Annotated in this window: 28 protein-coding genes and 1 other annotated feature; of the genes, 19 read left to right on the top strand and 9 right to left on the bottom strand. The window is 45.8% G+C overall.

The features are described from left to right. The first annotated feature begins 104 nt into the window (after window positions 1-104). Window positions 105-1,481, top strand: coding sequence for a branched-chain amino acid transport system II carrier protein (gene brnQ / locus M3193_RS05980; RefSeq protein ID WP_251625119.1), 1,377 nt, complete (start codon window positions 105-107; stop codon window positions 1,479-1,481). 804 nt (window positions 1,482-2,285) lie between these two features. Further along, window positions 2,286-2,567: a hypothetical protein gene (locus M3193_RS05975; RefSeq protein WP_251625118.1), complete on the top strand. Its 282-nt coding sequence runs from the start codon at window positions 2,286-2,288 to the stop codon at window positions 2,565-2,567. A gap of 791 nt (window positions 2,568-3,358) precedes the next feature. On the opposite strand, the gene M3193_RS05970 is transcribed toward M3193_RS05975, so the two are convergent. Both M3193_RS05970 and M3193_RS05965 read right to left on the bottom strand, forming a co-directional pair. Then, a complete protein-coding gene (locus M3193_RS05970) occupies window positions 3,359-4,021 on the bottom strand; it encodes a GntR family transcriptional regulator (protein ID WP_251625117.1) in 663 nt (220 codons plus the stop codon). A 112-nt stretch (window positions 4,022-4,133) separates the two neighbouring features. Then, complete coding sequence (locus M3193_RS05965; RefSeq protein ID WP_251625116.1) at window positions 4,134-4,649, bottom strand: GNAT family N-acetyltransferase; 516 nt, start codon at window positions 4,647-4,649, stop codon at window positions 4,134-4,136. A 126-nt stretch (window positions 4,650-4,775) separates the two neighbouring features. On the opposite strand from M3193_RS05965, the gene M3193_RS05960 reads away from it, so the two are divergent. The 3 genes from M3193_RS05960 (at window position 4,776) to M3193_RS05950 (ending at window position 6,341) form a co-directional block, all read left to right on the top strand. Further along, window positions 4,776-5,342: a LysM peptidoglycan-binding and 3D domain-containing protein gene (locus M3193_RS05960; protein ID WP_251625115.1), complete on the top strand. Its 567-nt coding sequence runs from the start codon at window positions 4,776-4,778 to the stop codon at window positions 5,340-5,342. 109 nt (window positions 5,343-5,451) lie between these two features. After that, window positions 5,452-5,616 carry a hypothetical protein gene (locus M3193_RS05955; RefSeq protein WP_251625114.1) on the top strand — a complete coding sequence of 55 codons (165 nt, stop codon included), beginning with the start codon at window positions 5,452-5,454 and terminating at the stop codon, window positions 5,614-5,616. Next, the gene (locus tag M3193_RS05950; protein ID WP_251625113.1) at window positions 5,613-6,341 is read left to right on the top strand and encodes an SDR family NAD(P)-dependent oxidoreductase; all 729 of its coding nucleotides are present in this window, start codon (window positions 5,613-5,615) and stop codon (window positions 6,339-6,341) included. The genes M3193_RS05955 and M3193_RS05950 overlap by 4 nt, the downstream gene beginning before the upstream one ends. Window positions 6,342-6,377: 36 nt before the next feature. On the opposite strand, the gene M3193_RS05945 is transcribed toward M3193_RS05950, so the two are convergent. Both M3193_RS05945 and M3193_RS05940 read right to left on the bottom strand, forming a co-directional pair. Then, on the bottom strand, window positions 6,378-6,977 hold the full coding sequence (locus M3193_RS05945) for a class I SAM-dependent methyltransferase (protein WP_251625112.1): 600 nt from the start codon (window positions 6,975-6,977) through the stop codon (window positions 6,378-6,380). Beyond that, on the bottom strand, window positions 6,974-7,933 hold the full coding sequence (locus M3193_RS05940) for a TIGR01212 family radical SAM protein (protein ID WP_251625111.1): 960 nt from the start codon (window positions 7,931-7,933) through the stop codon (window positions 6,974-6,976). The genes M3193_RS05945 and M3193_RS05940 overlap by 4 nt, the downstream gene beginning before the upstream one ends. A gap of 172 nt (window positions 7,934-8,105) precedes the next feature. Between M3193_RS05940 and M3193_RS05935 the strand changes: the two genes are divergently transcribed. The 4 genes from M3193_RS05935 (at window position 8,106) to leuS (ending at window position 13,712) form a co-directional block, all read left to right on the top strand. Further along, window positions 8,106-9,287 carry an MDR family MFS transporter gene (locus M3193_RS05935; RefSeq protein ID WP_251627231.1) on the top strand — a complete coding sequence of 394 codons (1,182 nt, stop codon included), beginning with the start codon at window positions 8,106-8,108 and terminating at the stop codon, window positions 9,285-9,287. A gap of 107 nt (window positions 9,288-9,394) precedes the next feature. Continuing rightward, window positions 9,395-10,081, top strand: coding sequence for a CoA transferase subunit A (locus tag M3193_RS05930; RefSeq protein WP_251625110.1), 687 nt, complete (start codon window positions 9,395-9,397; stop codon window positions 10,079-10,081). 9 nt (window positions 10,082-10,090) lie between these two features. After that, window positions 10,091-10,735 carry a 3-oxoacid CoA-transferase subunit B gene (locus M3193_RS05925; RefSeq protein ID WP_251625109.1) on the top strand — a complete coding sequence of 215 codons (645 nt, stop codon included), beginning with the start codon at window positions 10,091-10,093 and terminating at the stop codon, window positions 10,733-10,735. Window positions 10,736-11,001: 266 nt separating this feature from the next. Then, window positions 11,002-11,218 (top strand) — a binding site (T-box leader). Between the two features lie 79 nt (window positions 11,219-11,297). Beyond that, window positions 11,298-13,712, top strand: a complete 2,415-nt coding sequence (gene leuS / locus M3193_RS05920) for a leucine--tRNA ligase (RefSeq protein ID WP_251625108.1) — start codon at window positions 11,298-11,300, stop codon at window positions 13,710-13,712. A 58-nt stretch (window positions 13,713-13,770) separates the two neighbouring features. Here the strand turns inward: leuS and M3193_RS05915 are convergent, their stop codons facing one another. The 3 genes from M3193_RS05915 to M3193_RS05905 all read right to left on the bottom strand — a co-directional run bounded on the left by M3193_RS05915 (window position 13,771) and on the right by M3193_RS05905 (window position 15,537). Further along, window positions 13,771-14,019: a hypothetical protein gene (locus M3193_RS05915; protein WP_251625107.1), complete on the bottom strand. Its 249-nt coding sequence runs from the start codon at window positions 14,017-14,019 to the stop codon at window positions 13,771-13,773. Beyond that, the gene (locus M3193_RS05910) at window positions 13,995-14,207 is read right to left on the bottom strand and encodes a hypothetical protein (protein ID WP_251625105.1); all 213 of its coding nucleotides are present in this window, start codon (window positions 14,205-14,207) and stop codon (window positions 13,995-13,997) included. Before M3193_RS05910 ends, M3193_RS05915 begins: the two co-directional genes overlap by 25 nt. A 61-nt stretch (window positions 14,208-14,268) precedes the next feature. Next, window positions 14,269-15,537 carry an NAD(P)/FAD-dependent oxidoreductase gene (locus M3193_RS05905; RefSeq protein WP_251625103.1) on the bottom strand — a complete coding sequence of 423 codons (1,269 nt, stop codon included), beginning with the start codon at window positions 15,535-15,537 and terminating at the stop codon, window positions 14,269-14,271. Between the two features lie 436 nt (window positions 15,538-15,973). Between M3193_RS05905 and M3193_RS05900 the strand changes: the two genes are divergently transcribed. Beyond that, complete coding sequence (locus M3193_RS05900) at window positions 15,974-17,590, top strand: putative polysaccharide biosynthesis protein (RefSeq protein ID WP_251625101.1); 1,617 nt, start codon at window positions 15,974-15,976, stop codon at window positions 17,588-17,590. 7 nt (window positions 17,591-17,597) lie between these two features. Next, a complete protein-coding gene (locus M3193_RS05895) occupies window positions 17,598-18,314 on the top strand; it encodes a pseudouridine synthase (RefSeq protein ID WP_251625099.1) in 717 nt (238 codons plus the stop codon). Window positions 18,315-18,484: 170 nt separating this feature from the next. Here M3193_RS05895 and M3193_RS05890 read toward each other — a convergent pair whose 3' ends face one another. Then, window positions 18,485-18,706 (bottom strand): DeoR family transcriptional regulator, encoded by a 222-nt coding sequence (locus M3193_RS05890; protein WP_251625097.1) that lies wholly within the window; start codon window positions 18,704-18,706, stop codon window positions 18,485-18,487. Window positions 18,707-18,972: 266 nt separating this feature from the next. Between M3193_RS05890 and pepV the strand changes: the two genes are divergently transcribed. The 5 genes from pepV (at window position 18,973) to M3193_RS05865 (ending at window position 23,796) form a co-directional block, all read left to right on the top strand. After that, entirely contained in the window at window positions 18,973-20,385 is a 1,413-nt protein-coding gene (gene pepV / locus M3193_RS05885; protein WP_251627230.1) for a dipeptidase PepV, read from the top strand. Continuing rightward, window positions 20,382-21,236 carry a D-amino-acid transaminase gene (gene dat, locus M3193_RS05880; protein ID WP_251625095.1) on the top strand — a complete coding sequence of 285 codons (855 nt, stop codon included), beginning with the start codon at window positions 20,382-20,384 and terminating at the stop codon, window positions 21,234-21,236. The genes pepV and dat overlap by 4 nt, the downstream gene beginning before the upstream one ends. A 138-nt stretch (window positions 21,237-21,374) precedes the next feature. Continuing rightward, window positions 21,375-22,265 (top strand): nuclease-related domain-containing protein, encoded by an 891-nt coding sequence (locus M3193_RS05875; RefSeq protein ID WP_251625093.1) that lies wholly within the window; start codon window positions 21,375-21,377, stop codon window positions 22,263-22,265. 18 nt (window positions 22,266-22,283) lie between these two features. After that, window positions 22,284-22,928 (top strand): tRNA (guanosine(46)-N7)-methyltransferase TrmB, encoded by a 645-nt coding sequence (gene trmB, locus M3193_RS05870; RefSeq protein WP_251627229.1) that lies wholly within the window; start codon window positions 22,284-22,286, stop codon window positions 22,926-22,928. Window positions 22,929-22,950: 22 nt separating this feature from the next. Beyond that, entirely contained in the window at window positions 22,951-23,796 is an 846-nt protein-coding gene (locus tag M3193_RS05865) for a YtnP family quorum-quenching lactonase (protein WP_251625091.1), read from the top strand. A 71-nt stretch (window positions 23,797-23,867) separates the two neighbouring features. Here the strand turns inward: M3193_RS05865 and M3193_RS05860 are convergent, their stop codons facing one another. Next, window positions 23,868-24,182: a hypothetical protein gene (locus M3193_RS05860; RefSeq protein ID WP_251625089.1), complete on the bottom strand. Its 315-nt coding sequence runs from the start codon at window positions 24,180-24,182 to the stop codon at window positions 23,868-23,870. Window positions 24,183-24,377: 195 nt separating this feature from the next. Here M3193_RS05860 and M3193_RS05855 point away from each other — a divergent pair, with 195 nt between their 5' ends. The 3 genes from M3193_RS05855 to M3193_RS05845 all read left to right on the top strand — a co-directional run bounded on the left by M3193_RS05855 (window position 24,378) and on the right by M3193_RS05845 (window position 26,696). Further along, entirely contained in the window at window positions 24,378-25,451 is a 1,074-nt protein-coding gene (locus M3193_RS05855; RefSeq protein ID WP_251625087.1) for a M42 family metallopeptidase, read from the top strand. 74 nt (window positions 25,452-25,525) lie between these two features. Further along, window positions 25,526-26,044 (top strand): DUF84 family protein, encoded by a 519-nt coding sequence (locus M3193_RS05850; RefSeq protein ID WP_251625086.1) that lies wholly within the window; start codon window positions 25,526-25,528, stop codon window positions 26,042-26,044. A 136-nt stretch (window positions 26,045-26,180) separates the two neighbouring features. After that, on the top strand, window positions 26,181-26,696 hold the full coding sequence (locus M3193_RS05845; RefSeq protein WP_251625083.1) for a hypothetical protein: 516 nt from the start codon (window positions 26,181-26,183) through the stop codon (window positions 26,694-26,696). The last annotated feature ends 24 nt before the right edge of the window (window positions 26,697-26,720 follow it).

The raw sequence follows: 26,720 nt of genomic DNA, 5'->3' as shown, positions 1-26,720 counted from the left end.
TTTTTTACTATTGCATTTTAATAGGAATGGGTTTATTATAAACAAACGCGATATATTGCATACAACATAAAGCGAGATTTTCAACACGAAGGGGTTCTCACACCATGCAAAGAAAACTGTCTTTTTCATCGTATCTTTTAATTGGAATCATGCTATTCGCCCTTTTCTTTGGCGCTGGAAACTTAATCTTCCCCGCTCAATTGGGTCAAAATGCAGGCACTAACCTGTGGCCTGCAGTCATCGGCTTTCTCATAACAGGGGTAGGATTGCCTTTTCTCGGGATACTTGCAATCGGCTTTTCAGGTAGCCGGAACTTGCAAGATTTGGCTAGCCGAATTCATCCTGTATACGCCATAGTTTTTACATCATTATTATATTTAACAATTGGTCCGTTCTTTGCAGCTCCGAGGACAGGCGCAGTCGCATTTGATATTGGCTTTTCCTCATACATTCCGGAAGAGTATAAGCAAATCGGTTTATTCATCTTCACACTCATCTTTTTCGGGGTGACATTGTGGCTATCGTTAAATCCGACTAAGATCGTCGACCGCATCGGGAAGATCATGTCGCCGGCTATTATTATTTTATTGCTCGTGTTGCTTGTCGTAGCTTTTGTTAATCCGGTCGGAGCGATTCAATCGCCGGTGGATGTATATGCGGATGCTGCATTTATGAAAGGATTCATGGAAGGGTATAACACAATGGATGCCTTGGCGTCGCTTGTGTTCGGCATTATCGTCATTAATGTCATCCGCTCCATGGGTGTTACGAACAATGTCCAAATCCTTTCAGCAACAGCGAAGACCGGATTTGTGGCATCTGGATTTTTGGCACTCATCTATGTAGGGATCGCATACCTTGGAGCTACAACAACGGAAGTATTTGGTCTGTTTGAAACCGGTGGTCCTGTATTAAGCGGTGCAGCTTCGCATTACTTCGGCACTTTTGGGTCAGTTATGTTGGCTGTAATCATTTTACTTGCATGCTTAACGACGAGCATCGGGTTAATGACTGCTTGCGGTGAATATTTCCATACAATTATTCCTAAAGTGAGCTACAAGTCTTTTGTAACGATTTTCACGATATTTTGCTTCATTGTGTCAAACTTCGGATTGTCCAATATTATTACGTATTCAATTCCAGTATTGATGTTATTATATCCACTTGCTGTCGTGCTCATGTTGCTGACATTCACTTCACCATTGTTCAACCATTCAAGAATTGTCTACGTCAGTGCAACATCTGTTGCATTATTGATAAGTGTTATTGATGGTGTAAAAACTCTCTACGGGACGTTGGGGATAGGTGAACAGCAGTGGCCGAACTGGCTAAGCGATATTGTAACTTTCTATGACACGATCTTGCCGTACTACAGTGAAGGCCTAGGCTGGCTTCTACCGGTAGTGATTATCATGCTGATCACTGGCATCATTGCCAAGTTATTTCAGCCATCAGTGCAATATAAAGAGCACTCCAATTAAAAATTGAGTACTGAGAGAGACTGTAGACAAACACCATGAATTTGGGTGTTTGCCTACAGTCTTTTTCTTTTTTAAATAGAGATAAAGCTACAATGTTGATTTGCGCTGCGAGCGGACGCTTTCTTACCTGTAGTCAAGTATTTTTGTAATTCTTTTGAGAGGCTTAAATGAATTAAAGATATACAGTTCTATCAACAGGCTGTTGCTTTCCGTTCCGGCGCTCGCTTTCCGCGGGCATGGCTTAAGCCTCCTCGGGGGTGCTCCCAGCGCTTCGCTTTTGTTCGCAAAAGCCGTTCGTCGTAACGGCTTTCCCTGCGGGGTCTCAAGGCTCATGCTATTCCCGCAGGAGTCGAGCGCCTGCACTCCAAGCACAAGGTATCCCTAAATAAAAATGAATATGCCAAATAGAACTGACGACTATTCACCAATATGTGGATAATCTTCAAATGGGATTCACAAACTAATTTTGATAATCAGTTCAGATGCACTTCTATTTTTAATGCAAAATATGATTATTGGAATTATATTTGGAACTTTTATAGAGGATGAAACGTATTATCGTTAATCCGGGCGCAGGACATATGTGAGATTGAAAGTTATTTAAAAAACAACTTATCCACAGTAGATTTAGAATACTACAAACTCGTTGTGTATCAGTTTTCAGAAGACCCATTAAAAACTAGAGAAAATGCACAGGAGAAGCGAAAAATAACCAGATGCTATAGCGAGGGCAATTGTGGAAGAAGCACCGTGCTTCAATCGGACCATCTTGTTAAGAGGTTGAGAAAAGGAGGTTGAACCAATTTGAAAACTTTTAGTGTTTGGTCGATTGTATTTATAACACTTGGATTACTAGCACTCCTGTTTAATTGGATTTTACCAGAGATAAATGAGCCCATTGTTTTCGTTGGATTTTTACTTTTATTGCTTGGGATTGTCTTTAGTTTCATCGCTCTTTCAAAAAAAGAAAAAGGTGTATTGAAAATAATATCAGGCGTTTCTTTTTTTGTTATTTTATTTTTCGTTGTATGGTTTGAACCATTTTTAATTGTTTATATAATGACTTGGGTAAAAAATATCTTTTAATTACCGGGTGCGTTTACTTTATAAATGATTTGCCTTTATCGGTTTTAGAGCCATTACGCTGCATACTAACTGTTGCTTGTGCGCCTCAAACGTAGCTATTAAATTGAAAAAAGGGAGGTAGTCAAGTTGTACGTTGATTATTACGGTAGTTTTAATTTTATCTTTGTATCTTTCCTGATCTGGTGGGTAATTTTATTTGTGTTTCAAAAAATAGTATATCGTTCCCCAGAAAACAAGTCTTGGTTGAGAGATATTATTGTAACATTTATTCAAAGTGCGCTGATTGTAGCTACACTTCCTATCCTGGCATATTTCTTTAAGTCTAAATAAATATTTGGTCTATCTATTCAAAAAGTGAAGCTCTTAGGGGATGGAGCTGACAGGGAGTTAGAGGTTTTTGGTGACTCTAAGCTATTTTACACCATTCATCGACAACCATTTACGTCATTCAAAGTGGTCACTGTGAAGGATTGAAAATTGATTTTATGGCCGACCTATTATACAGCAAACGCAAGAAGCCCAACATCAATCTCAATGATGTCGGGCTCATTTTATTTCAAGCGGCTAGCACTGTGAACCTTGATGTTGATTGGAGCGAAAGGCGGCGACTCCAGCGGGATAAGCGGGTCAGGTGAGACCCCGCAGGTAGCTAAAGCGCAGCGTCGCGGACGAGGAGGCTCACCGCCCGCCCCGCGGAAAGCGTCCGCCTGGAGAGCAAATCAACAGTGTTCCAAGTGGGTACTGACTTTAATGCACTTTTTCAGTGCATTTTAAAAAGCTGGAGTCCTTTTTTAGTCTGTCTTCTTGGAATGAAATTCGTCGATGGCACGAAGCCAGTTTTCACGCATGATCGACGCTGCTTTTTCCCCGTTGCCTTCTTTCAGTAATCTGATAATATCCTTATGCTCGTCAATCGATTTTTCCGTCAAAATGATCGAGTTATGGAAGAACAAACGACGGACATGGGTTTGCAGCGAAGCAACAATGGAATGAATATATTTGTTTGCCGCTTGGTCGACGATGATTTGATGAAAGTCTTCGTCGATTTTCAATGCCGTAAAATAATCCTCTTTCTGGACTGCCTTGGCAAAACGATTATTCGTCTCTTCCAATTCTATTATGACGTTTTCATCCAGGTTAGGGGCTGCAAGCTCTGTGGATAAAGCTTGCATGGCAGCTAACGGGGGCAAGAGGTCATTAATCGATTCTTTGTCCACCTCTGTCACTTGTGTCGCTTTTCCAGGATACATCTTCACGAACCCTTGGACCTCAAGCAACTGAAGCGATTCGCGGATTGGCGTTCTGCTAACCCCGAGAGCTTCCGCCAGTTCAATATCATTCAGCTTTTCGCCTGGCTGCAATGTGCCGTCAATTATCCATTGCTGCAATTGAGTAAATGCACTTTCTTTCGCTGTCACGCGTGTCGGTCTTTGATGCTCCGAAGGTATCGGCATTGCTGATCACCATCCTGCTTGCAATTTGACTAGCATGTCCTGCTTCGTATCTAGTACTAGTAGTATACATGAAAAGAATGCGGGATGAAATTTTTTATATACAATATATCAGTTAGATCCTGCGGGAATAAACGAGTGATATATCTTCATCCGCTTCGGTCGCACCGTAAGAAACTTCTTCCCGCTCAAAGATAAAACCTTTCGCTTCATAAAATGGGATTCCGTAAATATTTCCTTTTGCAACCGAAACCCACTGACGGTCCGCTCCATACGTATGCTTTTGTATTTTTGTATAAAAATTGAGGAGTCTGGAACCTATTCCTTTGCCTCTTGCTTCAGGGGCAACATAGAAGACGTAAATCTCTCCATCGGTCTCCTGTTTCATGCCGCCGCCAATAACTCCGAGAAGCTGTCCTTCCTTTTCAGCGACAATGTAGCCGTGCCACTTTTTGTCGGTTGTTGTGACTTCCTGTTTGACGCGTTCGACATTGTAATATTTCTCAATTAACCGCTCAATATAGGCGTTTGTGAACAGCTCTCCATACGTGAACCACTGGCATCGGAAAAGCAAGTCAGCAAGGGATTTTGCTTCATTCTTTCTGGCTGTTCTTACTAAAATTTCTGTCAATCCCATCTTCCTTCCAACGTAATATTTCCTTTTCTTTTGTAACGAGAATGGTTGCAAACTGTAACATGCATGTAATACTTCACTGCTAATCTATGAGTAGACTAAAAAAGGCGGGGAGTAGAAAACTTGAGAAAACATATTGTGACGCTTATTTTTACAGTAGTTTTATTGATCGGTGGTACGACCGAAAGTTTTGCAGCCTCTTCAACGTATAAGGTCAAAAAAGGAGACACGCTTTATAGAATTGCGGCTCTCCATAAAGTAACGGTAAAAGAATTGAAAACATGGAACGGCATGAAATCTAATGTCATTCATCCGAATCAGAACTTGAAAGTCGTTAAGACTGCAGCTGCTCAAAAAAAGGTTGCCAAAACACCATCGCGATCCGATGACGACAATGTAGTAAAGGAAATCACAGTTTCCGCAAGTGCGTATACGGCGAGTTGCAACGGTTGCTCCGGCATCACCTCAACAGGCATCAACTTGAAGCGCAATCCCGATGCAAAAGTGATTGCTGTTGATCCATCCATTATAGCATTGGGCACGAAAGTGTACGTGGAAGGATACGGATATGCTATCGCAGGCGATACTGGCGGCGCGATTAAAGGAAATAAAATCGATGTCTTCTTCCCTAAAAAAAGCGAAGCGTTTAAATGGGGAAGGAAAGACGTGAAAATAAAAATATTGAAATGACGATAGGGCCAATCTCTTCTATTCTGGAAGGGGTTGGCTATTTTAATTCCTCCAATCTCTCATCTGTCATGGTAAAATGAAGTAAAACGTGTAGGAATGGGGAGTGGAGATGGAGAAGAGAAGGTTGATCATCGGGGTAATCGCAATACTTGCAATTGCATTATATATTTGGATTGCTTATTTTGAGATTCCAGAGAAAGTAAAAATTGGGGAAGATGCAATTCAAGAGGAGCCATTGCTGACTGACATCGAGATGAAAGGGGAAGTCAAATGAACTTATTTATTGTAACCGGAGCATCTAAAGGAATTGGTTCTGAATTGATGAAACAGTTGAAGGGTAGGGGGGAAAAGGTGATCGGCATCGCCCGGACGAATGAAAGTCGGGATGAAGATATGCTGACTGTGGATCTTTCGCTGACCGATCGATTGGCTGATGTCATTGTGACTATTGTAGAAGAGAACCTTACATCAGCAACTTCCTTTACGTTGATTAATAATGCAGGAACGGTGGAACCAATCGGGTTGATCGGTACGATCGACGAAACGAAACTGACAGATGCGCTTGCTGTCAATCTAACAGCACCCATGATCCTTTCAAATGCGTTTATATCCGCGCTTGAAAGTTTCGAAGGAAAGAAGAGGATTATAAATATATCGTCAGGAGCTGGTAGGAATCCGTACGAGGGTTGGGGCGTTTATTGTACGACGAAAGCGGGACTCGATCATTTCTCCCGCGTCGTATCGCTTGAGCAGGAAAAGGCCAAATACCCAGTAAATGTAATCTCGATTGCTCCGGGAATTATCGACACCGGCATGCAGGAAACGATCCGATCAAGCAATCCGGCTGATTTCCCGTTGCACAACCGTTTTGTCGACTACAAACAGCAGGGGCATTTAAGCAGTGCGGAAGAGACTGCGAGCAAACTGATTACCGTGATGGACCGAGATGACTTTGATAAGCTGGTCCCGATTGCGGATATCCGGCAGATCGGGGAATGAAAAAACGCTTGGAACAAAAAGGTTCCAAGCGTTTTCTTACTCTTCCACGCGCACAACTTCTTCAAAATCCCTCACTTTTTCGATTGCGATCAAAAATGGAGGATTTTTTCGTTGATTGAGCAATTCATAACGGACGACATGAACATCTGCCTGGTGCAGCGACTTTACATAATCGAGCAAAGCATCGCGCTCTTCCTTCCCGCCTTCATGCCCATCATAGACGGAAATCGTTATAATTCCACCCTTTTTCAGCATGCCCAGAAGCTTATCGAGTGCTTCGATTGTGGAATCCGGTTTTGTAATGATGGATAAGTCTTCACTATACGGAAGATACCCTAAATTGAACATCGCTCCCGCAATCGGTGTCTTGACGTATGTATCCACATTCGCATGACTGTCCAAAATCAACGAGACACGGTCATTGAGGTTGTTCAATCTGTTTGCAGTCGCCTCGAGAGCAGCTTGCTGGATATCGAAAGCGAAAACGCGTCCTTCTTCACCAACGAGCTCCGCGAGGAATAACGTGTCATTTCCGTTTCCTGCAGTCGCATCGACAACCGTCTCACCCGGTAGAACAGTTTCGCTGATCAACCGTTTCGAAAATGGCAAGACGCGATGCAATAAAATATCACTCATCTATGTTCAACCTCCTTTCCATTAAACTTGCCCTGATAGCTGCTGCGGCGTTCCAATTCCTTGTCAATGCCGTTCAGCACATCCCACTTCGACGCACTCCACATCGGACCTATCATCAGATCGAGTGGACCGTCACCGGTGATCCGGTGGACAATCATGCTTGGCGGAAGTATTTCCAGCTGATCGACGACGAGGTTGATATATTCATCCTTCCCAAGGAACTCCAACAAACCCTTTTCATATTGTTTGACCATCGGCGTCCCTTTCAACAAGTGCAGTAAATGGATCTTGATGCCTTGCACATCGAGCTTCGCCACTTGTCTTGCCGTTTCCATCATCATCTCTCTATCTTCTAGCGGAAGGCCATTGATGATATGGGTGCAGACGCGGATGCCGTGCTTCCGCAATTTGTCTACGCCTGCAACGTATGTGGCATAATCATGGGCCCTGTTCACGATCTTTGCCGTTTTTTCATGAACAGTCTGCAAGCCTAATTCAACCCATAAATACGTCCGTTCATTCAGCTCAGCCAAATAGTCGACGACATCATCGGGAAGGCAGTCGGGGCGTGTACCTATGGATAGGCCGACGACACCAGGTTGGGCTAGGGCCGCTTCGAACTTCTCCTTCAAAACGGGCAGCGGGGCATGTGTATTCGTGTACGCTTGGAAATAGGCGATGTACTTGCCTTCTTTCCACTTCTGATGCATCCGGTCGCGGATTTCATTGAACTGGACTTCAATCGGCTTCGCCCGGTCTCCTGCAAAGTCGCCTGAGCCTGCAACGCTGCAAAACGTACAGCCGCCGAAAGCTACTGTTCCGTCGCGGTTCGGACAATCAAAGCCGGCATCGAGAGCGACCTTGAATATTTTGAACCCGAATTCATCCTTCAAATGCCTGGACCATGTATGATACCGTTTCCCCTCAGTAGGGAACGGATAAATGAAGTCATCCATCATTTCAACTCCTCTAACAGTAGATTGTACCATTTTGGATCTGCTCAGTGTCATCTGAATTGCGGAACATATTCCGTTTTTGTTGTCTGAATCCAGAAAAAGACATACACTCGAAGTAGCTTTCATGAGTAGTAGATAGAGATCGGAGGCGATGGAATTGCCCAAAATGGAAATACCCAATAAAGTTTGGCTTCTCATCATAGGAATGTTTGTCAATGTCATAGGGAACTCGTTCCTTTGGCCATTGAATACGATATATATGCATGAATATCTCGGTAAGTCGTTGGCGGTCGCCGGTCTTGTCCTGATGGCGAACGCAGGAGCGGGTGTCGTCGGGAATCTGCTTGGCGGTTTTTTATTTGACCGGATCGGCGGTTTCAAATCCATCATGGCAGGCATCATCATTTCGATTTTGGCACTTGCCTATCTCGTATACGACCATAATTGGTATCCATATATTATTTTACTTACCGTATTAGGATTTAGCGGCGGCATCATATTTCCGAGCATGTATGCGATGGTCGGAACAATTTGGCCTGAAGGCGGCAGGAAGGCATTCAACTCAATCTATCTGGCGCAGAACGTCGGAGTCGCAATCGGGCCCGCTCTAGCCGGTTTGATAGCGTCGGTGCATATCGATTATATATTCTTTGCGAATTTGGTTTTCTATGTTGTTTTCCTATTCATTGCCTACTTCGGATATAAAAAGCTGGAAATTGCACCCGATCGCCATACGGACGTCATCCGGGAAACTGCGCGGATTAAGAATAAAGCCCCTTTCTATGCCTTGCTCATTTTAGTCGGCGGCTATTTAATCACCTGGCTCGTCTATTCCCAATGGTCGACGACGATTTCCACGCATGCACTAGCACTGGGCATTACCTTAAGAGAGTACAGTTTCATTTGGACGATCAACGGGTTGCTGATTGTTATTGGACAACCTCTTATCAAACCGCTCATCAAGCGGCTTGAAAAGCAGCTGAAAGCGCAGATGATCATCGGGACGGTCATCTTCATCCTCTCCTTCATCGTTGTAAGTTTTGCAGGCTCATTCAAAATGTTCATCGTTTCGATGGTTATCCTTACTTTCGGTGAAATGATTGTGTGGCCGGCTATTCCGACATTGGCAAGTCAGCTGGCGCCGAAAGGGAGGGACGGATTTTACCAAGGGATCGTCAACTCCGCTGCAACAATCGGACGCATGATCGGCCCATTGGCAGGGGGCATTCTAGTTGAAATCCACGGCATGAAAATGATGCTTCTGTTGCTGACGAGTCTCATGGCCATTACACTTGTCACAACTCTTCTATACGACAGACCGCTTAAGTCTGTACGAAAGCCGGAAATCCAATGAGGATTTCCGGTTTTTCTGTTTAGAAGATTGCGTCCCACCCAAGAGTCTGATTAAATGAATATAGAGTAGTTTCAATTTTTCTATAGGATTCAAAGGGGGAATGCTAGATGAAACCGATTTATTCAACAGCTATGGAAGCGATTTCAGAAATCAAGGACGGCTCCACGTTAATGGTGGGGGGATTCGGACTTGTCGGAATCCCGGAACAGCTCATTTTGGCACTCGTCGAAAAAGGCGTCAAAGACTTGACGATCATTTCGAATAATTGTGGTGTGGATGATTGGGGTCTTGGTCTTTTATTGAAAGAAAAGCAGATTAAGAAGATGATCGGCTCCTACGTCGGAGAAAATAAGGAATTCGAGCGTCAAGTGCTGTCCGGCGAAATTGAAGTCGAATTGACACCGCAAGGCACGCTTGCTGAAAAGATCCGTGCAGGCGGCGCAGGGATCCCTGCATTTTACACACCTGCTGGAGTCGGAACATCTGTGGCGGATGGAAAAGAGACAAGGATTTTCAACGGCAAGGAATATGTCCTTGAAGAAGCGCTCGTCGCCGACTATGCATTGGTTCGCGCAGCGAAGGCGGATAAAATCGGAAACTTGATCTATAACAAGACCGCTCAAAACTTCAACCCGATGATGGCGGCTGCAGGCAAGATCACGATTGCAGAAGTGGAGGAAATCGTGGAGACGGGGCAGCTCGATCCAGCGACGATCCACACGCCAAGCATCTACGTGCAAGGGTTGCTACAAGCGGAACAGGAAAAACGGATCGAGAGATTGACGACTCAATAAGGGAAGGGGATGTTCACGATGAATTTCAGAGAGAGAATTGCAAGACGTGCGGAAAAGGAAATCAACGACGGCGACTATGTCAATCTAGGCATCGGTATGCCTACATTAGTTGCAAACTATATATCGGATGACAAGACGGTCGTGCTCCAGTCGGAAAACGGCCTCCTCGGCATTGGCCCTTATCCAACGGAAGATCAAGTCGATCCGGATCTGATCAACGCAGGCAAAGAAACTGTGACAACAATCCCGGGATCCGCATTTTTCGATAGTGCAGAATCATTCGCCATGATCCGCGGTGGCCATGTCGATGTAGCGATCCTTGGCGGCATGGAAGTGTCCGAAAAAGGCGACCTTGCCAACTGGATGATTCCAGGCAAGATGATCAAAGGGATGGGCGGTGCGATGGATCTCGTACACGGTGCGAAAAAAATCATCGTCATCATGGACCACGTCGCGAAGGACGGCTCGGCAAAGATCAAGAAAGAATGCTCGCTGCCGTTGACAGGAAAAGGCGTCGTCCATAAAATCATCACGGAACGTGCTTTGATCGACGTGACGCCTGATGGTCTGGAATTGAAGGAAGTGTTCGAAGGATTCACAGTAGAAGACGTTGTGAATTCGACGGAAGCGGAATTGAAAGTGAATATTGGTTGATCATCAAATGCCAAGTCCTTATTAATGGGCTTGGCATTTAGTTATCTATCGGATCGGTGAAGTTATCAATTGAATCAGGCGACTTATCTATCGAATCGGTGGAGTTATCTATTGAATATGCAATGTTATCTATTGAATCCGCGGAATTATCACCAAAAAGGGACCTTGGACTCACTGGATTTCCTAGAGACTTCCATTAAAATTTAAGACATCTAGTTGTATTTTGGAACAATTTCGGGTACACTACAATAAACTGAATTCAAATAGCGTTGGCATTGAAAAGGAATCAGTAATCGGTCCGGTCGATTGAAGAGAGCAGGCGGTTTGGTGCAAGCCTGTACGACTACGATGAACTCGCCTTCGAGCCTGTATCGGTGAACGAATAGTAGCCGGTGCCGTTTTCCGCGTTAAGGAAACAAGTTGGGCGGCATTGCCGTCAATTTGGGTGGCACCGCGGGAGTACATATACCTCTCGTCCCTTATCTTTTTAAGGGACGGGAGTTTTTTTATTTCCGCGAACCGCATAGCGCATTTTGAATATAGAGGGAAGGAATGAACTGCAATGAGTTATAAACATGTGGAAATCGAGAAAAAATGGCAGCAGTACTGGAAAGACAACAAGACGTACAAAATGGTCAACGACGACTCCAAGCCGAAGTTCTACGCGCTTGATATGTTCCCTTATCCTTCCGGAGCGGGACTTCACGTTGGGCACCCGCTAGGCTATATCGCAACGGATATCTTAAGTTCATTCAAACGGAAGCAAGGCTATAATGTCCTTCATCCGATGGGGTGGGACGCTTTCGGGTTGCCTGCTGAGCAATATGCAATCGATACGGGGAACGACCCTGCGGAATTCACGGCGAAAAACATCGCGACGTTCAAGCGTCAAATGAATGATCTCGGGTTTTCCTATGACTGGGATCGTGAAGTAAATACGACAGATCCGAAATATTACAAATGGACGCAATGGATTTTCATCCAATTGTATAAAAAGGGCTTGGCATATATCGATGAAGTGCCAGTGAACTGGTGCCCGGCGCTTGGAACAGTCCTTGCGAACGAGGAAGTCATCGACGGGAAATCGGAGCGTGGCGGACATCCGGTGGAACGCCGCCCTATGCGCCAATGGGTATTGCGAATTACCGAATATGCGGATCGCCTGCTTGAAGACCTTGAAGACGTTGATTGGCCGGATAGCTTGAAAGATATGCAGCGCAATTGGATAGGCCGTTCTGAAGGCGCTCAACTGACGTTTGAAATCGACGGTACGGATCTTTCATTCGAAGCATTCACGACACGCCCAGATACGATTTTCGGCGCGACGTATGCTGTACTTGCCCCAGAGCATAAGCTTGTCGACAAAATTACGACAGCTGAACAACGAGAAGCGGTTGACGCTTATTTGGATAAAGTGAAAACGAAAAGCGACTTGGAACGTACAGATCTTGCGAAAGAGAAGACAGGCGTATTCACAGGCGCTTACGCAATAAACCCTGCGAGCGGTGAAAAGATGCCGATCTGGATTGCGGATTACGTCCTAGCTTCTTATGGAACTGGCGCGATCATGGCTGTCCCAGCGCATGACGAGCGGGATTACGAGTTTGCGGTTGAATTCAACTTGCCGATTGTGGAAGTCGTTGCAGGTGGAGATATTTCAAAAGAGGCATATACAGGAGATGGAGAGCATATCAACTCTGACTTCCTGAATGGTCTTGGTAAAGATGAAGCAATTGAAAAAGCGATTGCTTGGTTCGTTGAATACGGCAAAGGCGAGAAGAAAATCACGTATCGCCTACGCGATTGGCTATTCTCGAGACAGCGTTATTGGGGTGAACCGATTCCAATTATCCATTGGGAAGACGGCTCAATGACTCCTGTCGATGAATCCGAATTGCCATTGACACTGCCGAAGACGGATAACATTAAGCCGAGCGGAACAGGTGAATCGCCGCTTGCGAATATTGAAGAGTGGGTCAATGTTGTTGATCCAGTCACGGGCATGAAAGGCCGCCGGGAAACGAATACGATGCCGCAATGGGCAGGAAGCTGCTGGTATTACTTGCGCTATATCGACCCGGATAATGACGAAATGCTAATCGATCCGAAACTTGCAGAACGCTGGCTGCCGGTCGACATCTACGTCGGCGGCGCGGAGCATGCGGTTCTTCACCTTCTATACGCACGCTTCTGGCATAAGGTGCTTTACGATATCGGCGTTGTCCCGACGAAGGAGCCTTTCCAAAAATTGTTCAACCAAGGAATGATCCTAGGGGAAGGGCATGTAAAAATGTCCAAGTCGCTTGGTAACGTCATCAACCCGGACGACATCGTCCATTCGCACGGCGCAGATACGCTTCGCCTATACGAAATGTTCATGGGGCCGCTTGAAGCTTCGAAAGAATGGTCGACAAACGGCCTTGATGGATCCCGCCGCTTCTTGGACCGCATCTGGCGCCTATTCGTCAACGAAGACGGTACACTTAGCTCCAAAGTTGGCGGGGAGCCGGGCGGTGCACTTGAAAAGGTGTATCACCAAACCGTGAAGAAAGTGACCGAAGACTTTGAAGGAATGCGCAACAATACCGCCATTTCTCAATTGATGGTGTTCATCAATGAAGGATATAAAGCCGACTCGATTCCGAAAGAATACGTTGAAGGTTTTGTCACACTGATTTCACCGATCACTCCGCATCTTGCTGAAGAGCTATGGGAGAAGCTTGGCCATAGCGAATCCATATCTTACGTAGCTTGGCCGACATACGATGAGTCGAAGCTTTTCGATGATACAGTGGAAGTCGCTGTCCAAATCAACGGAAAAGTCCGCGCGAAAATCAACGTCGCAAAAGACATTACGAAAGAAGATCTTGAAAAAGTCGCACTTGCTGACGAAGATGTGAAGCAATGGATAGAAGGTAAGGAATTGAAGAAAGTCATTGCAATTCCAGGCAGATTGGTTAATATTGTAGCTGTTTGATTGAAATAAAATAAAATAAAATCCGAGGAAATGGACGTGTCCATCTCTTCGGATTTTTTTAGTTGAATCGTGTCCAAAGTAATGGCTGAGCGCCTATAGTGTGGCCTCCCGCGCCTAAAGTGTGGCCTCCCGCGCCTAAAGTGTGGCCTCCCGCGCCTAAAGCAAAGCCTTCGGCGCCTAAAGCAATGCCCTCCGCGCCTAAAGCAAGTCCTCCCGCGCCTAAAGCAAAGCCTTCGGCGCCTAAAGCAATGCCCTCCGCGCCTAAAGCAAGTCCTCCCGCGCCTAAAGCAAGTCCTCCGGCGTCCAAAGCAATACCCCCGCGCCTAAAGCAAGGCTTCCCGCGCCTAAAGCAATGCCCTTCGCGCCCAAAGCAAAGCCTCCCGCGCCTAAAGCAAGACACTCCGCGCCTAAAGCAATGCCTCCGGCGCCTAAAGCAAGGCTTCCCGCGCCTAAAGCAATGCTCCCTGCGCCTAAAGCAAGGCTCCCCGCGTCCAAAGCAAGCCATTCCAAGCGTCAAAAAAACATCGGCTTCATTGAAACCGATGTTGTAAGCATATTAGCCTTCATCTTGCGCAAACGCCCCGGCGTTCATCCCAGCAATCCGTCCAGTAACGAGCGCGGATGTAATATTATACCCGCCCGTATAACCATGTATATCTAAAATCTCTCCGCAGAAGAAAAGTCCAGCCTTCTTCCGTGATGCCATTGTTTTTGGCTCGATTTCCTTCGTTGAAACGCCTCCGCCTGTAACGAATGCTTTTTCAATCGGCTGCGTGCCGTTCACAGTCATCGGAAATCCTTTCAGCAGCCCGGCTAGCTTGCGGATCTTTTCATTTGAAAGTCCTGCACCGATATCAGCTTCATCAATGCCTGCCCGGTCAAATAAAAACAGCAGCCACCGTTCGGGTGCAATTCCTTTCAGACTGTTTTTCACCGCTTTTTTTGGATCATCTTTCAACATCGTATGAATCATTTGAAACGCCTTTTCTTCATTCACCGAAGGGAGTGAATCAATCCGCATTTCAACGGGCTTCCTGCCATTTTTCATCTGTTCCTTCACGACGAACTGGCTGCAACGTAAAATCGCAGGCCCGCTCAACCCGAAATGGGTGAACAACATGTCCATCTGATGAGTAACCAAGGTTTTCCCTTTGGCATTCAATACGGAGACAGCCACATCGCGCAATGCAAGTCCTTGCAGTTCCTTGGATTGGATGAATGGTTCGTCGGACAGCAATGGCACTTCTGTCGGATAAAGGTCTGTTACGGTATGACCGGCTTTTTCCGCCCAAGGATACCCGTCTCCAGTGCTTCCGGTTTGCGGAACAGCCTTACCGCCTACCGCGACAACAACTGCTCTTGTGCGGATTTCTTCACCATCTTCAAGCCGCACGCCCAAAATCCTTTCATCATCCATCAATAATTTCTTCACGCGTGTCGACAATCTCACTTCGACGTGAAGCCGATCCATTTCCGAAAGCAACGCATTAACAACGTCTTTCGCTTTGTCCGAGACAGGGAACATCCGGCCGTGATCCTCTTCTTTCAACGGCACCCCGAGTCCTTCAAAAAAGGCAATGATATCCTCATTATTGAAGACGGAAAATGGGCCGTACAAAAATCTTCCGTTGCCTGGGATGTTTTTCACGATTTCTTCTAATGGCAATCGATTCGTGACATTGCATCTCCCACCGCCAGAAATGGATAATTTATTTCCAAGCTTCTTCCCTTTATCGAGAAGAAGTACTTTATTGCCGTGTTCGGCTGCAGCGATCGAGGCCATCAGTCCTGAGGGACCCCCACCGATGATTATGACGTCATACATATATGGAACCACACTTTCAGTTTTTCTCTATTATACATGGGTAGTCCAATCAATTACACCTTGGTGTAATTGCGTCTGGATTTTTTTCGAGCTTGAGGCCCACAGGATGTGGGTCATGCAGTCGTTGGGGCTTGCAGGATGCAAGTCATGCGACCGTTTTGACACGATGTCACGCACTTAGGACGCCTTCCTCTAGGACGTCGCGAACTTAGACTGCCTTCTTATTCCTTTGAAAATCCGTGACATCCTCCGGAGGATAACTGAATCCAGCCTAAGGTTAATTTCCACTGATTTAGGAAGAATATGCAATCATCCTGCTATTATTTGATAGAAGGGGACACAGGCTGGATTCAGTTAATCATTGTGAAAAGCGCCGGTGAGGGGTAAACTGGTATGTACCTTTGTTGAGTAGTTCTTAAGATTGGAAGGATCAAATATGTCATCAAATCTTGTAAAAGGCACCGCTATTTTAACAATCGGGCTCTTCTTATCGAAGGCGCTCGGTCTTTTATACGTCATTCCGTTTTATGCGATTGTTGGGGAGAAAAATATCGGATTATACCAATACGCATATATCCCTTACAATTTGGCGCTAGCAGTCGCTATATCAGGAGCGCCGCTCGCCATCTCAAAATTCATATCCAAATATAATGCAATCGGAGATTATGCAACCAGTCGGAAATTGATGAAATCTGGGATGCTCGTCATGGTCATTACAGGGATTTTATCGTTCTTGGTTTTATTTTTCATGGCGGAACCGATAGCGCATCTTGTCATAGATCCTGACGACAAGAATTTTACGATTGCAGAGGTCACATCCGTTATTCGTTGGGTGAGCTACGCATTGCTTGTTGTCCCGCTTATGAGTATTGTCCGCGGTTACTTGCAAGGAAATCAGAAGTTTTTGCCTACTTCCGTTTCACAGCTTATCGAACAAATTGTTAGGATCATTGTTGTACTTCTTGGAGCATTCATCGTAGTGAATGTTTTGGATCTCTCGCCCAGGACAGCTGTTAACTTTGCTGTGTTTGCAGCTTTCATCGGTGCGTTGGCGGGGCTAGTTGTTTTGTATAAATACTGGTTGAAATATAAACCCGAGTTCAAGCAACTGTATGATAGCAGTCCACCGGCAAGTAATATTACTTTTTTCGATATGTACAAAGAAGTTATCGGTTATACAATCCCATTCGTTCTCGTCGGCGTCATCAATCCCTTATATCAATTTGTAGATATGATCACGTTCAAAGATGCGATGAAGTCGATCGGTTTAAAAGACGTCACGACTATGTATTTTACGATGCTCAACTTTTTGACACATAAAGTTGTCATGATACCTGTAATGGTTGCGACAGGGTTTTCAATGGCGTTAATTCCTGTCATTACAAGTTTTTACACGAAAAATGATCAGAAGGGAATTACCAGGTCGCTCGACCAAACGTATCAGATCATGCTGTTTCTGACAGTTCCGATGGTTCTTGGACTGATGATCCTTTCAAATGAAATCTATACATTTTTCTATAGTGAAAATCCAATCGGTGCCGATGTACTGACGGCATATGCACCTGTAGCAATCCTGTTCGGCCTTTACTCCGTGACAGCCGCTATCCTTCAAGGGATCGACAAACATAAATGGATCATCTTCACTTCATTGACCGGCCTATTATTCAAAATGATTTTGAATATCCCGCTCATTAAACTATTCGAAGTGAACGGCGCAATTGCAGCTACGGCAATCGGATATGCAATCGCGGTGGGGATCAATATTTATGTCATTTCAAGAGTCCTTCATTACCATTCGAGAATGGTGTTCAGGCGATTGATCCTCATCGGGCTCTTCAATGTTGTCATGTTCATTGCCGTTCACTATACATTAAAAGGGCTGCTCGCATTCAGTCCTGTGAGTGGCAAGATGCAGGCGCTGCTTTATGTAATGATTTGCGCGCTTGTCGGAGTAGTAGTCTATGGAGCACTTTCTTTAAAATCCGGGCTTGCACAGAAGCTGTTCGGTGACCGGTTGACAAGGATAACAAAGAAGCTTGGTTTTGGAGGGTGAACAATCAATGAGGCTTGATAAATTATTGGCGAATATGGGATTTGGCTCGCGTAAGGAAGTTCGGCAGCTATTGAAAAAAGGCGCCGTACAGGTAAATTCCGAACAGGTTAAGGATCCGGCTCTTCACGTAGATCCGGAAATGGATGAGGTGACGATCCTCGGTGAGCAGGTCGTCTACAAAGAGTTCATTTATTTGATGTTGAATAAACCGCAAGGCGTCATCTCCGCTACGGAGGATGATCGGGACCGTACCGTCATCGATCTGCTGGATGGGGAACACCGGCATTTCGAACCGTTTCCGGTAGGAAGGCTCGATAAGGATACGGAAGGATTTCTATTGATTACAAATGACGGCAAGCTGGCGCATGAGTTATTATCGCCGAAAAAGGAAGTTCCGAAAACGTATTACGCTCATATCGATGGCCGGGTCGACGAAACCGATATTGAAAAGTTCGCCGAAGGATTGACATTGGACGATGGCTATTTCACAAAACCTGGCCAGCTTCGCGTCTTACATTCAGGTGAAACTTCTGAAATCGAGTTGACGATCACTGAAGGGAAGTTCCATCAAGTGAAGCGGATGTTCGAAGCGGTCGGGAAGCGGGTCGTCTATTTGAAACGTCTATCGATGGGACCGTTGGAGTTGGATGACTCCTTACGTTTAGGGGAATACAGGGAGCTGACTGAAGAGGAAGTCGCAATGCTCCGCCATGAAAAGGGCTGAACCGGTTGAAGCGGTTCAGCCTTTTCTTATCTTAGTAACGTCTAGACTCCGGGTGGCAACTGCTCGGGTCATAAGTCAGCTCTGCTAAAGGGCAAAGATCGCCGTTTTGCAGAACCGCCTTATGCCTGTCGCAGTTAACCGCCACCCTTCGCTTTTGTTTTGAAGTGATGTCAGGAGGGCAATTTAACTTTTTTCTGTGTTGTTGTCCATTTTCCGCGGGCAGGGCTTGTGATGAGCTCGTTGTATTCCAGGACATTCAAGTCCCTTTGCGCTGTGCGGTTAGTGATGCCGAATTCTTCGACAACATTTTCCGTTGTGACAATACCCCTGTCAAGGATATATAAATATACATCCTTGATGCGGGTAAGCATACGACCAGTAGCTGGATTCAACTTTGGAACCACTCCTTCATCTTCATTTTCCAAAACGATGGGCATGAGACTATTGAATGTACCTATGCTAGTTGAAATAGCCCCCGACAATGCACTCCTTTCATCAGAACGTTGCGTCAGATGCAATGTTCTGACAATGTAAGTATAACTCATTTTTGCAAATAGTACATGAACTTTTTGTAAAAGTTCTGTAAGAAATGTTTTGCTCTTTATTTTCTAAGCTGAACGTGTGAAAATAGGGTATCAGGAAAGAGGTGCTTGGATTGGTGAATTGGAAAGAGAAAGTGTCGGAGAGAGAAGAACTCTTGATTCATGATTTGAAGCAGTTGGTTTCCATTCCGTCCCTTCTGGATGAAAGCTTAGCTACAGAGGAAGCGCCGTTTGGGCCGGAGCCTAAGCGTGCGCTTGATTGGCTTTTGGAGGAAGGGAGGAAAGCTGGATTCACTGTGAAAAATATTGATGATATGGCCGGCCATATTGAAATGGGAGAGGGAGACGAGCTGCTTGGCATCCTTTGCCACGTAGATGTCGTGCCTGCTGGCGCCAATTGGACATTCGGTCCTTTTGACGGTACGGTAAAGGACGGAAAGCTGTTCGGCCGCGGTGCAATTGATGACAAGGGGCCGACAATCGCTGCCTGGCATGCCATGAAAAAGGTGAAGGAAGCAGGCATTCCTTTGAATAAAAGAGTCCGCCTCATTATCGGAACGGATGAAGAGAGCGGTTTCCGCTGTGTGAAGCGTTACTTTGAAAAAGAAGAGATGCCGACGATCGGCTTTGCGCCTGACGCAGATTTCCCGATCATCAACGCAGAAAAAGGGATTTCTACGTTGGTCTTTAACCAGAAAGCTGAGATAGCAGATGGACAGCTTCAGTATTTCAAATCCGGGGATCGGACGAATATGGTGCCCGATCATGCTGAAGCGCACATTAAAGGTTTCGACTTCAAGGATATCCAAAGTAAATTTGAAAGCTTCACGAATATACATGGTATTGCAGCTTCGATTGTCGAGGAAAACGGCGAAGCATCTTTAAGTTTCCATGGCAAGTCCGCACATGCAATGGAGCCGGATAATGGTGTAAATGCCGCTGTCCTTCTTGCGACATTCCTGAATAAAATCTTCGAAGAAGGCGAATCAAAGGATTTTACACAATTCATTCTTGATGCTTTTGGGGCAGAAACACGCGGCCGCTTTTTAGGCTTGGCCTATAATGATGAAATATCAGGCGACACGACCTTGAATGCCGGCATCGTCTCATTCACTCCCGAACAAGGTGGCCGGATTGAAGTGAGCATGCGCTATTCCGTCACCTATCCTTTTGAAGAGAAAATCGGAACGTGCAACGATCGGATTAAGGATACATCTTTCGTAATGGAAGTGAAGTCCAACTCGAAGCCCCACCATGTCGATGCAAATGATCCGTTCATCAAAACATTGCAAGAGATTTATACGTCCTATACTGGTGAAGAAGCGGAGTTGCTGTCAATCGGCGGCGGAACGTATGCGCGCGTACTTGATAAAGGTGTCGCTTTCGGCATGCTCTTCCCAGGCAGGGAAGATGTCGCTCACCAGGCGGATGAATATGTATATATAGAGGACCTAGTGAAGGCGACCGCCATTTACACGGAAGCGATCAGCCGTCTGGCGTCTAATGTAGGGGAAGGGGAAAACCAATGACAACCTATTTTATCGATGGTCAATTTACAAGCAAGGACAGTTTGAACATTTCGATTGATGACAGGGGATATTACTTCGGAGATGGTGTATATGAGGTCGTCAAAGTGTATGACGGCGAATTGTATACTGCTGAAGAGCACTTTGGACGCCTTTTCCAAAGCGCGGCGAAAATCAAAATGGCGATTCCTTATTCGGAACAGCAGCTGATCGACATTGCGAAGGAACTGATTAAGGTGAATGAAGTGCAAACCGGCCATATTTATATGCAAGTGACACGGGGGGCTTCTGCGAGGGTTCATCAGTTCCCTGCGGCAGCCGTGACTCCGGTTGTTACCGCATATGCAATCCATAATCCACGGCCTTTGAGCAATATTGAGGGCGGAGTCTCCGTGAAATCGGTTGACGATGTTCGGTGGCTCCGCTGTGATATTAAAAGTTTGAACTTGCTCGCCAATGTCCTGGCCAAACAAGAGGCTTTTGAAGCGGGCTGTGCAGAAGCGATTTTTGTTCGCGACGGTGTAGTTATGGAAGGATCATCCTCCAATGCATTCGGCGTGAAAGACGGCGTTGTCATTACTCATCCGGCAACAAATCTCATTTTGAACGGCATCACACGCCAAGTGGTGTTAAGGCTTTGCAAGGAAAACGGAATTCCAGTCGAAGAAAGGGCATTCACACCGGAAGAGATGTACGGGATGGATGAATTTTTCATTACATCGACAACCTCGGAAATCACCCCAGTCGTATTAATCGATGAAAAAGCGGTCGGTGCAGGAATGCCGGGAGCGGTGACGAGAAGATTGCAGGAAGCATTTGCACGGCAGATTCCGTTGTCCGTAGCTGGGGAATGATGAACATTTTCATACTGATCGGAGTGGATGAAATTGGCGCAGCTCGTCAAACTGCTTGATTATGTCTCTCGCTACGAAAATGATCTATCACGGTACCCAACACAATATATACGATTAAAAAACTCCCAGTGGATACGAATGAAAACACAATGGGAACACGGAGCCGACCTTTCCGATTGGAGGCAAATCCCTGAAGAGCCTGAAGAGCCGGTGGAGCAGACAGAGGAGGGGAAATGGTACTCCCCTCTATTCCGCCTGTTCGGCAATCGGAAAGCCCGTTCGGAAGATGTGGGGCCGATAGAGGCTGAAAAAGAACGACAAGATGAGGCAGATGTCTTTGATTTTAATCCAAACATCATTTATCATCCTAAAAATTTAGAGCAGCTTCGGAAGCTTTACTTGGACCAGCTGTATCACTTCCAACTGAAGTGGGCTAGCTCTACAATGTTGGAGAGATCCAAACTTGATGCAGGTTTTATGAGGGATTCATTGCTGAGGAGCTTTACACAGCGGCTTCCTGACAGCTATCTTCTGTTTTATTATCCGATCCTGAAAGTGAAAAAAGCGCCGGTCGAACTTGACATTCTTCTCATCACGCCGATTGAATGCTTATGCATATCGGTGTTGGAAGGAGAGGACGCTGCTGCTTTCATCGGTGATGGCGAACGTTTTTGGACGAAGAAATTTGGGGACGAGGAATCCAGGGTATTGAATCCGCTCATCGGACTGAACCGCATGGAAAAGATCGTGTCGGGAATCTTCGCGTCACAGAATATCGAATTTCCTATCAAGAAATTGATTATCTCCAGGAATGGTTACATTGACTATCCGGGCATGCCATTCGATACGGCTGTCATTGACCGAAGAATGTACGAGGAGTGGTTCTCTTCTCTCCGGAAATCGACTGTGCCGATGAAGTTCAACCAATTCAAAGCCGCGCAATCGATTTTGGATGTCGGACAGACCACTGCAGTGAGCAGACTTTTTGAAGAACAGATTGAGCAGGGACAACCTGATACTATTGAATAGAAATGAGTGTAAATGATTATGCGGCTTCGCAATAAACCATGGGCAAAAGATTTCATGGCAGAGCATCCTGATGTGCTGATCCACGAAGATGAAGGAACTACTATAGATTGGAAATCGGTTTTCGGCAATGAAAATCCGATTCATGTGGAAGTAGGGACGGGCAAAGGTCAATTCATCATCGGGATGGCCATCGCTAATCCGGACATCAACTATATCGGAATCGAGCATTTCGACAATGTGATCGTGTCCGCACTGGAGAAAGTCATAGAGACGGAGAAGCCTTCCAATCTACGGCTTCTTAGAGGAAATGGTGCGAATTTAGGGGATTTATTCCAAGCTGGGGAATTGGACAGGGTTTACTTGAACTTTTCCGATCCGTGGCCAAAATCCCGACATGCAAAAAGGCGTTTGACCCACGAATCGTTTTTAGCCCGCTATGAGGCGGTACTGAAGAATAGAGGAGAAATCCACTTCAAGACGGACAACAGGAAGCTTTTCGAGTACTCGCTCGTTTCCATGTCGGCCTACGGAATGATCCTACAGGATGTATCGCTCGATTTGCATGCGGAAATGCCTGAAGATAATATTATGACAGAGTATGAAGAGAAGTTTTCAGCAAAGGGGCAGCCAATCTACCGGTTGGAAGCAATGTTCAACAATTGATGACTGAAAGGGGATGTTTTGTTTGGATACATACAATTTTCATGATATCAAACTAGTTTGGCTCGATGGGGGAGTCAATTTCCTCGATGGGGGTACGATGTTCGGAGTTGTTCCGAAAGCGTTGTGGTCGCGTAAATATGCGGTTGATGAAAATAACTTGATCGAGCTTCGGACTGATCCGATCTACATTTCCTATGAAGGGAAACATATCCTAATAGATTCAGGGATCGGGAAAGGGAAGCTCTCGGACAAGCAAAAGCGGAATCTCGGTGTCCGTTCTGAAACACGAGTGGAGGAAAGCTTGGCAGAGCTTGGATTGACGCCTGCCGATATCGACATTGTCCTCATGACCCATTTACATAATGACCATGCTGCAGGATTGACAGGGTGGGCGAATGAGGAGCTCGTTTCCATTTTTCCGAATGCGGAAATTCATGTTTCGCAAGTCGAGTGGGATGAAATGCGAAATCCTAATATCCGTTCAAGGAATACGTACTGGAAGGAGAACTGGGAGACCGTCCAGCATCAGGTGAAAACATTCGAGGATCAAGTCGAAGTGCTGCCAGGCATTGAAATGATCCATACAGGGGGACATAGTGACGGACATAGTGTCATTAAGCTGACTCGAAAAGGAGAAACAATCCTGCATATGGGGGATATCATGCCGACGCATGCACATAGCAATCCATTATGGGTTTTAGCTTACGACGACTACCCGATGACTTCGATTTTTGCGAAGGAAAGACTTATGAAAGAAGCATTAGCGAACGGTTATCGGTTTATCTTTTATCATGACGCTGTCTATCGTCTCATCCAGTGGGATGAAAGCGGCAAAGAAATTACGGAATCGGTCGAGCGTACGAGGTAAATCAAAAAAAGCAGCAGGTGAGGAGCATTCTACTCTTTCGCCTGCTGCTTTTCGTATGCGGACTCGCACGTTCATTTTTGGATCAATTCGACGACGGTGCCTGTTTGCGAGTTGGCTGCAAATTCAAATTGCTCCAGTTCGCCATTACGGATTCTAGTAACGCCGCCACGGTACACTTCCATCGATAGAACGTTGTTTGTAAACTGTTCAGGTTTCATGACAATCCACGATCCGTCTATCGGACCTTCTTTTTTGAACGCATCCTTCACTGCTTCCAAGACATGCTCAGCCGGAGTATTCGGGTTCATCTTCCCGATTGCCTGGTTGACAACGAGCCCGGCAGCAACGCCTGTTAAAACTCCTGCTACAAAATCCTTCACTTTCATGTCTGAGAACCCCCTCCATCAATCTTCAACAAGTGTACCATATTTCAAAAAAATGTTTAACTGTTATTGGACTAGGGGAGTACGGATGAAATCTCTCTTCGAAAAACTAGTTCGGAAAGCTAAATATTATTATGGAAAGTTTCAAATTCGTGCACTATACTAGAAGGAGTATCTATTGAATTGGGGGAAATTCTCATGAACAACGAAACGTTGACGATGTTCAAGACGTTGACCGAGCTGCCTGGAGCGCCGGGAAACGAGCATATGGTCCGCAACTATATGCGCGAAGAGCTCGGAAAATATTCCGATGAACTTATCCAGGATAACCTAGGCGGAATTTTCGGCGTGCGGAAAGGTCCTGAAGAAGGTCCGCGTATCATGGTTGCCGGACATATGGATGAAGTAGGCTTCATGGTCACTGCAATCACTGACAACGGCATGCTCCGTTTCCAACCGCTTGGGGGATGGTGGAGCCAAGTGCTGTTGGCTCAGCGAGTTCAGATCATTACAGAGGAAGGGCCAGTCGTCGGCGTCATTGGCTCCATACCGCCACATCTCCTCAGTGATGAAGTCCGAAATAAACCGATGGACATTAAAAATATGCTAATCGATATCGGTGCAGATGATAAAGAGGATGCCCAAAAAATTGGTATCCGTCCTGGCCAGCAAATTGTACCGATCTGCCCGTTCACCCCAATGGCCAATGATAAAAAAATCTTAGCGAAAGCATGGGATAATCGATATGGCTGCGGTCTGGCCATCGAGCTATTGAAAGAAGTACACGGAGAAACGCTTCCGAATAACTTGTATTCCGGAGCGAATGTCATGGAGGAAGTCGGTTTGCGCGGGGCCCAGGCAGCTGCCCGAATGATTAATCCTGATCTGTTCTTCGCTTTGGATGCGAGCCCGGCGAATGACGCTTCTGGCAATAAAAACGAATTCGGCCAGCTTGGAAAAGGGACATTGCTGCGCATCTTCGACCGTTCAATGGTGACACACCGCGGCATGCGCGAATTCATCCTCGATACGGCGGAAACGAACAATATTCCATACCAATATTTCATCTCCATGGGAGGAACAGATGCAGGACAAGTTCATATCTCAAATGAAGGCGTGCCGAGTGCTGTAATCGGAATCTGTTCACGTTACATTCACACATCCGCTTCCATCATCCATACCGATGATTATGCGGCAGCGAAAGAGCTACTCGTCAAATTAGTGAAAGCCTGCGATAAAACGACCGTCGAAACTATCAAGGGCAATGTCTAATTGCATTGCGAATGATAAATATGGCCATCCTTTCAGTATAGGATGGCTTTTTCCTGACTCGAAAGGAGAACAGCATGAAATTCATCATAGGTTCCACCAATCAAGCAAAAGTCAAAGCGGCACGGGCAGTGATCGAAAGCCATTTTCCCGGAAGTGGGTTGTTCGCAGTGAAAGTCCCTTCCGGCGTGAAAGATCAACCTTTCAGTGACGAAGAAACTAGAACAGGTGCGTTGAACCGCGCAGCAAATGCCGCCAATGAAGAAAAGGCCGCAATTGGAATCGGATTGGAAGGTGGAGTGCGCATCATCGGAAGTGAAATGTTCGTCTGTAATTGGGGGGCGCTTGTATTGCCTTCAGGGAAATCATTCACTGCCGGCGGAGCCCAAATCCCCTTGCCAGAAGAAATTTCTTTAGAACTGAATAAAGACAGAGAATTGGGTGTTGTGGTCGATGAATATTTCAATGCGAGCGGCATCCGTTACAGCGATGGTGCAATCGGTATGTTCACCGCCCAGGCGGTCACACGCGACAAGCTATTCGAACATGTCATGCAATTATTGATCGGTCAATTGAAATACTACAAGAACGCCTAAAAATCCGTGACATCCACCGGAGGCTTTACCTTTACTGAGGTGTATGAAGGTAAACCGCTTGATTTGCATATAGACATGATAATCTATAAAATAGGTAGCGGTAACTGAATAATAATGTACGATTGGAGGAAGCTGAATGTTCCGCTTCTGGAAGTTCTTAATCCTGGCACTCCTATCCATAATAGTATTAGCCGCGTGTGGTAAAACATTTGAAGAACAAGCGGCAGCAGGCATAGCAGCGGCAAAAGAGGCTTTTCAATTGCATGACCAACATGTGAATGATGAAGTATATGGCGTTTCGTTTTATAAACCGGCCGGATTTACGATAGACGAGAAGTCCGATGCCCAGAATATCGTTTTGAAAAAGGGCGATGAAACATTCCTCCTTTTCATTAACCCGAATGAGTCCAGGGATAGCAGGCTCTTTTATGAATTGTCTACTAAGACGGAGGACAAAGAGCGGTTTGAGGAAGTGTTCACTGAAGATGGCTATTTTGGTTTTTCCTCTGTACTAAGGCAAGGCGAAGATCAGGCGGAGCTCATTGCGAGCGTCGGCGGAATAAAGATAACGACCATTACGAAAAACAAAAATATTGAAGCGAATATGGGCAAGATGATGGAAATTGTACGCTCCATCGAGCAGGGCTCATAAGCTTAAACTTTCGGTCACCCGGCG

The organism is Sporosarcina luteola (genome assembly GCF_023715585.1).
Taxonomy (GTDB): domain Bacteria; phylum Bacillota; class Bacilli; order Bacillales_A; family Planococcaceae; genus Sporosarcina; species Sporosarcina luteola_D.
This window is presented reverse-complemented; position numbering and strand designations above follow the sequence as displayed.